Annotated in this window: 10 protein-coding genes and 1 pseudogene; 4 read left to right on the top strand and 7 right to left on the bottom strand. The window is 73.1% G+C overall.

Going from position 1 to position 10,697, the window contains the following annotated elements:
• From CCN56_RS29645 to CCN56_RS29635, 3 genes are all read right to left on the bottom strand, one after another.
• Positions 1 to 1,213: ABC transporter substrate-binding protein (locus CCN56_RS29645; RefSeq protein WP_086831030.1), on the bottom strand; the 1,213-nt coding region annotated here is incomplete at its 3' end.
• Entirely contained in the window at positions 1,198 to 2,472 is a 1,275-nt protein-coding gene (locus CCN56_RS29640) for an aminotransferase class V-fold PLP-dependent enzyme (RefSeq protein WP_256962232.1), read from the bottom strand. The genes CCN56_RS29640 and CCN56_RS29645, both read right to left, overlap by 16 nt.
• A gap of 215 nt (positions 2,473 to 2,687) precedes the next feature.
• Positions 2,688 to 3,944, bottom strand: a complete 1,257-nt coding sequence (locus tag CCN56_RS29635) for an MFS transporter (RefSeq protein WP_086831029.1) — start codon at positions 3,942 to 3,944, stop codon at positions 2,688 to 2,690.
• A 140-nt stretch (positions 3,945 to 4,084) separates the two neighbouring features.
• Between CCN56_RS29635 and CCN56_RS29630 the strand changes: the two genes are divergently transcribed.
• Complete coding sequence (locus CCN56_RS29630) at positions 4,085 to 4,966, top strand: winged helix-turn-helix transcriptional regulator (protein ID WP_086831028.1); 882 nt, start codon at positions 4,085 to 4,087, stop codon at positions 4,964 to 4,966.
• 157 nt (positions 4,967 to 5,123) lie between these two features.
• On the opposite strand, the pseudogene CCN56_RS45030 reads toward CCN56_RS29630, so the two are convergent.
• The 4 genes and pseudogenes from CCN56_RS45030 to CCN56_RS29610 all read right to left on the bottom strand — a co-directional run.
• A pseudogene (locus tag CCN56_RS45030) lies at positions 5,124 to 5,321 on the bottom strand (hypothetical protein); the annotation flags it as partial.
• A 22-nt stretch (positions 5,322 to 5,343) separates the two neighbouring features.
• On the bottom strand, positions 5,344 to 5,637 hold the full coding sequence (locus CCN56_RS29620) for a DUF1330 domain-containing protein (protein ID WP_086831027.1): 294 nt from the start codon (positions 5,635 to 5,637) through the stop codon (positions 5,344 to 5,346).
• Between the two features lie 33 nt (positions 5,638 to 5,670).
• On the bottom strand, positions 5,671 to 7,104 hold the full coding sequence (locus CCN56_RS29615) for an MFS transporter (protein WP_086831026.1): 1,434 nt from the start codon (positions 7,102 to 7,104) through the stop codon (positions 5,671 to 5,673).
• Complete coding sequence (locus tag CCN56_RS29610) at positions 7,101 to 7,463, bottom strand: MarR family winged helix-turn-helix transcriptional regulator (protein WP_086831025.1); 363 nt, start codon at positions 7,461 to 7,463, stop codon at positions 7,101 to 7,103. The genes CCN56_RS29615 and CCN56_RS29610 overlap by 4 nt, the downstream gene beginning before the upstream one ends.
• Positions 7,464 to 7,940: 477 nt before the next feature.
• Here CCN56_RS29610 and CCN56_RS29605 point away from each other — a divergent pair, with 477 nt between their 5' ends.
• The 3 genes from CCN56_RS29605 to CCN56_RS29595 are packed head-to-tail and all read left to right on the top strand — an operon-like array spanning position 7,941 to position 10,653.
• Positions 7,941 to 8,495, top strand: a complete 555-nt coding sequence (locus CCN56_RS29605) for a hypothetical protein (protein WP_086831024.1) — start codon at positions 7,941 to 7,943, stop codon at positions 8,493 to 8,495.
• 59 nt (positions 8,496 to 8,554) lie between these two features.
• Positions 8,555 to 9,826 (top strand): VWA domain-containing protein, encoded by a 1,272-nt coding sequence (locus tag CCN56_RS29600; protein WP_086831023.1) that lies wholly within the window; start codon positions 8,555 to 8,557, stop codon positions 9,824 to 9,826.
• A complete protein-coding gene (locus CCN56_RS29595) occupies positions 9,826 to 10,653 on the top strand; it encodes a hypothetical protein (protein ID WP_086831022.1) in 828 nt (275 codons plus the stop codon). Before CCN56_RS29600 ends, CCN56_RS29595 begins: the two co-directional genes overlap by 1 nt.
• Positions 10,654 to 10,697 lie beyond the last annotated feature (44 nt).

Genomic DNA, 10,697 nt, shown 5'->3' with positions numbered 1-10,697 from the left:
CGCGGCTGTAGTCGCCGGTGAAGTTGGTCGCGTCCGCCCCGGAACCGAGCGAGTCGACGAAGGAGCGCAGCACCCGCTGGCCGCCGTAGAAGGGGTGCGGTGCGCTGAACTTCGGGTCGGCGTAGGCCGACTTGAGGGCGGGGAAGACGCCGCCGGAGGCGAACATCCGGTTGATCTCGGCCGGCTTGGTCAGCGCGTACTCGACGAAACGCCAGGCGGCCTTCCGGCGCTTGCTGGTGGCGGAGACGGTCAGGTAGGTGGAGTTGACGATGGCGCTGCGGCCTCCGCCGGGAACGGCGGCGGGCGGCTGCATGACGCGCCACTTGCCGCTCTGTGCCGGGAACTTGGTGGCCAGGTAATCGATGGCCCAGGCGGGGTACGGGGCGGTGGCGAGCTTGCCCTGGCCGACGAGGCGCTTCCAGGTGCCCTGTCCCGCGGTGTCGGCGAGGAGTCCGGCGTCGTTGAGCCGCTTGATGACGGTGAGGGCCTGGACCGCCTCCTCGGAGGCGAGGGTGATCCTGCCGTCGTGGTCGAAGTAGAAGGCTCCCTGAAGCTGCATCAGGTTCTGGAAGAAGTCCATGTCCTGGGTGGTGCCGGGCTTGTCGAGGCCGAGCAGCTGCGCGCCGGTGGCGGCGAGGATCTTCGGTCCGGCGGCTATCAGGTCGTCCCAGCTGGTGAGGGAGGCGGGGTCGACGCCGGCCTTCTCGAAGTAGTCGTGCCGGTAGAACAGTCCGAGGGGGTTGACCTCCCAGGGGAGGGCGTGGACGGCTCTGTCCTTGCCCATGACGGTCGGCCACAGGCCCTCGACGAACGCGTCCTCGTACCGGTCGGCACCGAGCTTGGACAGGTCGGCGAGGCCCTGGGGGAACTTCTCCAGGTAGCCGGGCAGGTAGTCGACACCGATGTGGAGGACGTCGGCGAGTCCCTTGCCGCCCGAGGCGAGCCCGACGGTGATCTTGTCCCAGATGGCGGGGTTGCCGAGGTCCTGGACGTCGACCTTGATGCCGGGGTTGTCCCGTTCGAAGGAGGGGACGACTCCGCGCAGGGCCTCGGCCGCGGTGGTCCAGCTCCAGACGGTGATCGGACCGCTGTCGCCGTCGGCGCCGTCGGCGCCGCCGCCCGAACCGCCGCTGCCGCAGGCGGTCAGGCCGAGTCCGGCGGCGGAGGCGGTGGCGAGGTGGAGGATCTGGCGGCGGCTCAGGTGGTGGGACATGTCGGCTCCTGCGTACGGGGGTTGTCGGTGCTGGTGCTGGTACTGGTGCCGGTGTTGGCGCTGGTACCGGTGTCGCTGCTGGTGCTGGTGTTGGCGCTGGTCCGGATGTGGCTCGCGGGGATGCTGCTCGGGCGGTGGGTGAGCGTGTGCAGTGCCTCGGCGAACAGGTCCGTCGCGGCGGCCGAGGTGGAGGCGTGCGGTGAGAGCCGGATCCACTCGCCGCGACGGGTGGTGATCACACCGGCCGCTTCGAGGGCGTGGTGGACGGCGACGGGATCGTGACCGGGGAGGCGGAAGGTGCCGATGCCGGCCCGCTCCCGCTCCCCCAGCCCGTCCAGCAGGACCTCGGCACCCGCCCGTCGCGCCCGGTCGAGCAACTCGGCCAGGGTGGCCCGGATGCGGGTGCCCATGGCGGCCGGGCCGCCCCGGTCGAGCAGTTCGTCGATGGCCGCGCCGAGGGCCGCCGCGGCCGGGAAGTCCGGGTTGGTGGCGAGGTGCGCGGCGGCCCCGGGCAACGGCGGTGCCGGATGCCGCGCCGCGAAAGGCTCCGTGACGCCGGCCCAGCCGCCGATCCCGGGGGCCAGTCGCTCGGCGCACCGGTCGCGGATCAGCAACAGTGCGGCTCCCCAACCGGATCGCAGCCATTTCTGGCCTCCGCTGACGAGGATGTCGGCGGCGTCCGTCTCGAGGGGGACGGCGCCGAGCCCCTGGATCGCGTCGACGATCAGCAGTCGGTCCGGCCCGAGGACCTCCTTGAGCGCGGCGAGCGGTGCCACGTGTCCGGTGAGCGAGTCGACGGCGCTGACGGTGAGTGCCGTGACCTCGGGAGTGAGATGCCGGCGCAGGAGGTCGGGAGAGATGTGCCGGTGCCCGTCCGGATCGACGAGGCGGACGTCCGGGCCGCCCCGGCCGGCGAAGCGGATCCAGGGGTAGACGTTGGCGGGGAACTCGTACCGGGGCACCAGTACGGTGCCGGGTCCGCGCAGGGCGGCGGCCACGGCGAAGAGACCGTTGCTGGTGGACGGGGAGAGTGCGATCTCGTGGGGCCGGGCGTCGATGAGCCCGGCCGCCGAGGCACGCGCGGCGTCGCTGAGGGCGAAGAGCCGGTCCAGGTCGCCGGGGCCGGACCGGCCGGCCAGGGCGGTCGCCTCGGCGAACGCGGTGGCGGCCACGGGCGCGAGCGGGCCGACCCTGGCGTGGTCGAGATAGCCCATCGGCGGGCTGCCGACAGCGGACTCACCCTGGATTTGATCGTTCAAAATACATCCCTTGCGAAGCCAGGCCATGTGATCCCTGGGATTTGAAGGTTCACATTAGAGAGACCGAAGCGCCCCGACAAGAGGTCGGGCGGAAAGCCTCAGCCGTCGATCCCCGGCCGAGGACATCGGCCGGGGATCGACGGGCGGGATCCGGAAAGGGAGTGGGAACAGGGGCAAGCGCCGGCTTGCGCGTGCTCGTCCCGCGGAGCCGGGCGTCAGACGAGGTCGCGGTGGCGGCCCACCCTGGTGGAGAAGAGGTAGAGCGCGGGCAGGCAGGCGGCGGCGCAGACGGTCCAGAGGGCGGTGTGGGCGCCGGCGTAGGTGGCGAGGAGGCCTGCGGTGAGCGCGCCGAGCGGCAGTGCGCCCCAGGAGACGAAGCGGACCGTGGCCATCACGCGGGACAGCAGCTCCGGGGGCGACTGGGTCTGCCGGTAGGTGCGGGTGGTGATCGAGCCGATGACGGTGCCGAAGGCGAAGCCGGCGTTGCCCAGGGCGAACCAGTACGCGTCCCCCGCCGACGTGGTCAGCGGGGCGAGCAGGAGCAGCGCGCCACCGGCCAGGTCGGCCAGGATGACGCCCCGCGCGGTGCCGAGGCGGGTGGTCACCCGGACCGCGACGGTGGCGCCGGCGAGCCCGCCGACCCCGTCCATGGCGAGGACGAGGCCGAGCTGTACGGAATCGAGGCCGGCCTCCCGGACCAGGTAGAGGGGGGTGAGGGCGACGAGGGCCGCGTTGAGGAAGTTGGCGGCGGTCGCCCAGATCATGCAGGGGCGCATGACCGGGTGCCTGGTGACGTACCGCCAGCCCTCACGCATCAGCCGGAGGGCGCTCTCGCCGGTGCGGGGCGCGGGGCGGCTCTCGGGGAGGGTGCGCAGGAGCACGGCGGAGGCGAGGTAGCTGGCGGCGTCCACGACGAGTGCGCCGACCGGGCCGGTCGCGCCGATCAGGACGCCGCCGAGGGAGGGGCCGGCGGTGTCGGTGACGGAGTGCGTGCCGGACATGACGCTGTTGCGGGCGGCCAGTTGCCGGGCCGGGACGACTGCGGGCAGGAAGGTCGAGTTGCCGATGTCGAACAGGACGGTCGCCGCGCCGGTGACGAGCGCCGCGAACAGCAGGTGCGGGTAGGTGAGGGTGCCGAGCCACCAGGCGAGCGGCAGTGAGCCGAGCGCCGCGGACCGTACGAGGTCGAGCGCGACCTGGAGCCGGCGCAGCGGTACGCGCTGCGCGACGACGCCGGCCGGGAGGCTGAGCAGCAGCCAGGAGACCTGTCCGGCGGCGGCCAGCAGGGCGACCTCGAAGGCGGTGGCGTCGAGGACGGTGAGGGCGACGAGGGGCAGGGCGAGGGCGGTGACGGCGGTGCCCGCGCCGCTGACGGTGGAGGCGGACCAGTAGCGCCAGAAGACGCCCGGTGGCGAGGTCTCCTGCTCGTCGTCGCGTCGGTCGTCCTCCGGGATCGCCCGTGTCCCGCTCATGTGGCGCCCACCCCCCTGGGTCTCGTCAGTCTCTTTTGGGAACTTACTCGTTCCGGGTGAGTTTCTATCGGGAACCGACCTCATGGCGCAAGATGGTCCCGATGAGCGGCCACCGTGCGCGGAGGAGTGGAGACGCTGTGATGAGGTCGGTGCCCGAGCGGGACGCGGCATGCGCGATCGCGCATGCGGCGGCGGTGGTCGGCGACTGGTGGAGCCTGCTCCTGATCCGGGAGACCGCGCGGGGGCACCACCGGTTCGACGCGCTCCAGGAGGAGCTGGGCATCTCCCGGAAGGTGCTCACCGAGCGCCTGGCACACCTGGTGGAGGCGGGGGTCCTGGAGAAGGTCCCGTACCAGGACAGGCCGGTGCGGCACGAGTACCGGCTGACGGAGAGCGGCCGGGGGCTGCTGCCGGTGCTGCTGTCGATGCAGGACTGGGCGGACCGCTGGGTCTTCGGCGACGGCTCGCTCAGCGGCACCGCCGACGGGGCGAGCGCGGAGGCGCGGCGCGTCGCGGGCCTGGCGGGCGAGCGACTGCCCCGCCTGGAGCTGCCGGGCCACCTGGACGGCGCACCGGTGGATCCGGTGGCCGGCGGCGCGGCCACCGTCCTGTTCTGCTATCCGGCGACCGGAAGGCCCAGCCCCCTGCCGGACGGCTGGTCGGACATCCCCGGCACCGTCGGCTGCACGCTGGAGAACCGGCTCTTCCGGGACGCGTACGAGGACTTTCGCGCGGCGGGTGCGGAGGTGCGCGGCGTCAGCACCCAACGCCCGGACGAGCAGCGGGTGTTCGCGGTCGAGGAGGGCCTTCCCTTCACGCTCCTCTCGGACGTCGACCTGCGCCTCGCCGCCGCCCTGCGGCTGCCCACCTTCCGCGCCGGGCAACTGCTGCGGCTGAAGCGGGCCGTGCTGGTGGTGGACCGCGACCGCGTGGTGCGGCACGCGCGCTTCCCTGTGACGGACATCCCGGCGGCGGTGGACGAGGCGCTGACGGAGGTGCGGCGCCTGGCGGCAGAGGACTGACGGCACCCCCGCGGACCTCTGCCCGCCCCTTCCCCGCCCGTTGACGGAGGACCGACCAGGCCGCGCCGCCCTGGGGCCGACACGGGCACGGAGCGGACGCGCTCCGGCCTCAGGCCGGCTCGACAAGGTCGGTGTGGCAGCCGGCGGAAGAGGATCGTTCGATCGTGTAGCGGTAGACCGTCGCGCCCCCGACGCCGAACCCGGCGGCCGGCCGGGCACAGGTGTCACCGCACCACAGGTGAGCCAGGGCGAGCAGGGCCTCTCTCGAGGCGGGAAGACGCCGCCGGCGCGTCCCGGTCTCCTGCCGCCCGGCCTTCAGCCCCCGGTCGGCACCGCCGGCTCGGAAAAGGCTCAGTGGAGATCCGACCGGGCCTCGGTCAGTCGATGCCTTCGACGATGCGGAAGTCGCGCTCGGCGCCGTCGGAGAGGGCGACCAGCGCCTCCTGGTAGGCCGCACTCTCGTGTGCCGCGACGGCCTGCTCGAAGCTGTCGAACTCGACCAGGACGGTGCGCTCGGCGATTCCGGCGTCATGCGCCACGACCCGACCGCCGCGGACGACGGTCCGGCCGCCCCCGGCCTTGACGGCCGGAGCGGCCAGCTTGTTGTAGGCAGCCAGCTTCTCAGGGTCCGAAATGGTGCGGTAGACGCTGACCCAGTAGCCCTTGGGCATGGCACCTCCAGTGTCGTAACAAGTGTGTCCAGCTTACGAGTTGGTCTCGGACGGGCGTCGGCGGGCGAGAGCGAGGCCCGTCAGCGTCGTGATCGCCATGGCGCCGATGCCGACCAGCGCCGCGGTGGTGTAGGCGCTGTCGTCGGGGAAGAGGTGGCTGGGGCCGGTGCCCGCGGCGAGGATCAGGCCGCCGATGGCGCTGCCCAGGGAGTACCCGACGCTGCGGACGACGTAGTTGAAGCTCATGGCGCTCGACGTCTCGCTCTTGGGGGTGACGGCCAGGATGACGCCGGGCATCGCGGCCGAGAAGCCGCCGACCCCGAAGCCGAGCACGCCCATCGCCACGAACAGTTCGGCCAGGTCCGACCGGGCCGCCGCGAACAGGGCGAACCCGCCGCCGACCACGACGGCGCTGCCGGCCAGGAGCAGGGGGTCGGCGATCCGCGTCCGGACCCGGGGCGTGAGCTTGCCGGCGACGAATCCAAGGACCGAGAACGGGATGAGGACCAGCCCGGCGACGAAGGTCGTCAGCCCGAAGCCGTAGCCGGCGCCGTGCGGCGTCTGCGCGTACCGGGTGACGAGCGTGAGCAGGAGGTACATGCCGATCCCGCCGACGAACATGGCGAGGTTCGCCCCGGCGACCGCCGGGTGCCGCACCGCCCGCACATCGACCAGCGGCGTCGTGCTGCGCAGCTCGATGACGGCCCAGACGCAGAGCAGCACCACCGCGACGACGGAGAGGCCCACCGCCACGGCGAGGTGCCGGCTCCACAGATTCCGTTCGCCCGCGAGGAACAGCACCAGGAGCAGCGCAGCGGCCAGGACGACCGCGCCTGCCACGTCCACGTGCGCGGAGCGGCCTTCGGGGGCTTCGGGCATGGAGCGCCACGCGGTCAGGAGGGCGGCGGCGGTGACGACCAGGCCGAGGCCGTAGGCGGCCCGTACCCCGCCGAGCTCGGCGAGCAGTGCGGCCAGCGGGTAGCCGACGCCGGCCCCGATGATCGAGACCACCGAGATCAGGGCGATCACGGCCGCGCTGCGCTCCTCGGGGAGGTGGTCCCGGGCCACGCCCATCATCAGCGCCGTCAGCCCGAGCCCGACGCCCTGGGCCGCCCTGCCGGCCAGCAGCCACGCGAACGGCAGCGGCAGCACGGTGAGCGCGCTGCCGGCGACGACGACCGCCAGCGTGGCGAGGATCGTGGCCCGCCGGTGCGGGCCGGCTCCGAGCCGACCCAGGACCGGCGTGGCGACGGCGCCGCTGAGCAGGGCGACGGTCAGCGTCCACTGCGCGCTGTCGAGGGAGACGTGGTACGTGGTCGCCACGCTGGTGATGAGCGGCGTCCCGAGGCTGGCGACCGCCGCCACGACCAGAGCGATGAACACCAGGGAGGGGACCAGCAGCCGCGCCTCGGAACGCGCCGCCGGGAACGCCTTCACCGGGACCCCGTCGACCGGCTGCCCGGTCACCGCTTCGGCCCTTCGCGGTCCTGGCTTTCGAGCTCTGCCAGATGCTTCAGCGCCGGAAGGGCCGCGACCAGCGCCTCGACCTCGTCGGCGGCGAGCTCGCCGATCAGCCGCTCGAACGCGTGGACGCCCGCCTGGCGCCGCGTCCGGACGTAGGAGGCGCCGGCCTCGGTCAGGCACACCAGCGTGACCCGCTTGTCGGACGCGTCGCCCCGCCGCTCGACCAGGCCGGACTCCTCCATCACCCGGACCAGGGCGGTCATCGCGGGCTGGGTGACGCCCTCGACCGCGGCCAGATCGGTGATGCGCCGGGGGCCGGTCCGGTCCAGGGTGGCCAGGGTGGCGGCGGACGTCAGGCTCATGTCCCGGGGCAGGCGTCTCGCGGCCCTGGTGGCCAGGCCGTAGAGGGCTGCCCCGATGGCGGCGGACGCGCCGGGAGTGGTGTCTTGACGACTCATGCTCGAAGCATAGCGTTTTTATATTCACAGTTTATGGAAATAGTCGACTAGCGCGGGCGGCACGCCCCTTGAGCGCAGGCCGGCCGCAGCCCGGGCCGTGGTGCCGGTGCGCACGCGGGAAGCGCCCTCTGCGCAGGCGGTGTCGCACATGTGGTGGATCCCGCTCTCGCCGCCCCGGTATGCGCACTACGGCCGGTCCGGGCCTTCACACCCGGATCCGGGCCCGGGCGGGCCCGAGAACGGCTCCCCCGATCCCGGGCACCGCCGAGCAGCCCTTCCGGGGGCCGGGGCGTGCGTCACCCCGGCTTGACGTGCACACGGGTGGGAACTTAGCTTCGCCTTACCTAATTTATGCCGTTCATACGTCCGGAAGATCAACGCATGTCCAGAACCGCGCAGGAGCTCAGACCCGCGCAGGAGCTCACCCCGTCCTGGCTCCTCACCGCCATCGGGCTCGCCGCCACCGCCTGCATCGCGGCGGCCTGCTGGACCGCCGGACACGTCCACGCGGACGCCTCCCTGCTGACCGTGGCCCGGTTCTTCCACGTCGCCTTCCTCGTCGTCGGACTCGGCTCCGTCCTCGCCGTCGACTGGTTCGCCCTCCTCTGGCTGACCGGGAAGCGCCCCCTCGCCGGCGTCCTCGACACGGCCATCGCCCTCCAGACGCCGATCTGGGCCGGTCTCGGCGGGCTCGTCGTCTCCGGGCTCTTCCTCCGCCCCGACCTCCACTCCCCGCCGACCCTGGTGAAGCTGGGGCTCGTCGTCGCCATCACCGTCAACGGCCTCTGGGCGCACCGGCTCGGCCAGCGCCTCGAAGCCCACCGCACCGGCCCCGTCCCGCGCCGGCTGCTCGTCCTCTCGGGCCTGGCCGCGGCCGTCAGTCAGACCGGTTGGTGGGGCGCCTCCCTCATCGGCTTCCTCAACAGCCAGACCTGATTCCGTCAACAGCCGGACCTGATTTGGGTTTGTCGCACGATCATCAATACGATCCGGCGATGATCACGAGAAAACGGCTGGCGACCGGGGCCTGCGCGCTGCTGGCCGCCCTGAGCGTCGCGCTCCTGCCGACGGGCGCGGCCGCCGACGAGCCGGCGGCGAAGGAATCCCCCAAGGTCGAGCTGGTCCTCGACGTCAGCGGCTCCATGCGGGCCAAGGACATCGACGGCAAGTCCCGTATGAGCGCCGCCAAGCAGGCCTTCAACGAGGTCCTGGACGCGGTTCCGGAGGAGGTCCGGCTCGGCATCCGCACGCTCGGCGCCGACTACCCCGGCAACGACCGCAAGCGCGGCTGCAAGGACACCCGCGCGCTGTACCCGGTCGGGCCGCTCGACCGGACCGAGGCCAAGACCGCCGTCGCCACCCTCGCCCCGACCGGCTGGACGCCGATCGGCCCGGCGCTGCTCGGCGCGGCCGACGACCTCGGCAAGGACGGGGCGACCAAGCGGATCGTCCTCATCACCGACGGCGAGGACACCTGCGGCGTCGACCCGTGCCAGATCGCCCGCCAGATCGCCGCCGAGGGCATCCACCTCGTGATCGACACCCTGGGCCTCGTGCCGGACGCCAAGACCCGGCAGCAGCTCGCCTGCATCGCGGAGGCCACCGGAGGCACGTACACCTCGGTCCACCACACCGAGGACCTCGCCGGCCGCGTCAAGCAGTTGGTGGACCGCGCGGCCGACCCGGTCGTCACCCCCGTGGCCACCCGGGGCGCGGCGCGGTGCGAGAAGGCGCCTCAGCTGAAGCCCGGCCTGTACACGGACCGCGAGTCCTTCGGCGAGCACCGCTGGTACCGGGTGGACCTGCTGCCCGGCCAGGAACTGCGCGCCTCTGTCAGCGTGTCGGCCGACCGGGCCGTCAACAACGACTACGGGGTGCTGCTGCGCGCCGTCACGCTCCACGGCCGGGAGATCGTCCGCGGCTCCGAGGCGGGCGACGGGCGCACCGACGTGATCTCGACCGGCCTTCGCTACCCGAAGCCGGAGGCCGACGACGGTCCCGGTGACGCCAAGCCGGCGGCCGAGACGGTCTGTCTCCAGGTCAGCAACTCCTTCTCCGCTCCCCCGTCGGTCAAGACGACGCCGGGCATGCCGGTCGAACTGACGGTGGACGTCGTCGACGGCCCCGCGTCCGCCTCGGACATCGCCTCGTTCGGTCTCGGCCGCGGCTGGTGGCTGCTCGGCGTGCTGGTGCTCGTCGGCTTCCTGGCCGGTCTGCTCTGGGGCTGGCTGTCCCGCTGGCGCGTCGCTGTCTGGAGGACCAACTGATGCGTACCGTACGCATGCTCGCCACGGCCGCGCTCGCGGGCGCGGCCCTGCTCGGCCTCGCGGCCCCGGCCGCCCTGGCCGACACGCCCAGTCCCTCGGCGTCCTCCTCCGAGGAGGCCGGCCCCACGGAGGCGGGCACCACCTTCCGTACCGCCGCCCGGTTCCTGCCGGGGCAGCAGGCCACGGCGCAGGCAGCCACGGGTGACTACCTGTACTGGGTGTTCCCGGCGGACACCGGGGAGCGGCCGACCGTGAAGGCCACGGTCACGCTGCCCGACGCGGCGCTGCGGCACGGGCCCGCCACCTGGCGGATCGACGTGTACGACGGGCTGCGGCGGCGTCAGCCGTGCATGTACGGGATGCAGTCCCGTACGGCGGCGAAGGAGGCCGCGACCGTGGAGCTGGCCTGTGTGCTGCGCCCGGTCCGGGCCTCGGCCGACGCCTGGGCCAACGACCCGCTGCCCGGCAGCTACTACGTCCGGCTGACCACCGGCGATCTGCCCGACGAGGACCTCGGCCAGCCGTTCACCGCGCGGATCGGCACCGACATCGTCGACAAGGGCGGCGCCTACGCCACGGACGGTTCGCTCGCCGCGCCGCTCGTGCCGGGGGCGACCACCGCCGACCAGGCGAAGGCGGACGAGGACGCCGGCCGGAAGACCGCCGTCGAGGCGGCGGCCCCGGAGGACGGCTGGTCCTCCGGCTGGTGGTCGGACCGCTGGATCTGGACCCTCGCGGGCGGCGTCCTGGCCGCGCTCGCGGGCATCGGCGGCTACGTCCTGACGCGCGGCTCGGGCCGCCCGTCCCGGGTGCCGCCGGCCGTCTGACCCGGCTCGGAGCAGTACGGAGGCCCCCACCGCGCGCGGTGGGG

The organism is Streptomyces sp. NRRL B-24572 (genome assembly GCF_002156145.1).
In the GTDB taxonomy this organism is placed as follows: domain Bacteria; phylum Actinomycetota; class Actinomycetes; order Streptomycetales; family Streptomycetaceae; genus Streptomyces; species Streptomyces vietnamensis.
Note: the sequence above shows the minus strand (reverse complement) of the source record. Positions and strands in the feature narration are given on the sequence as shown.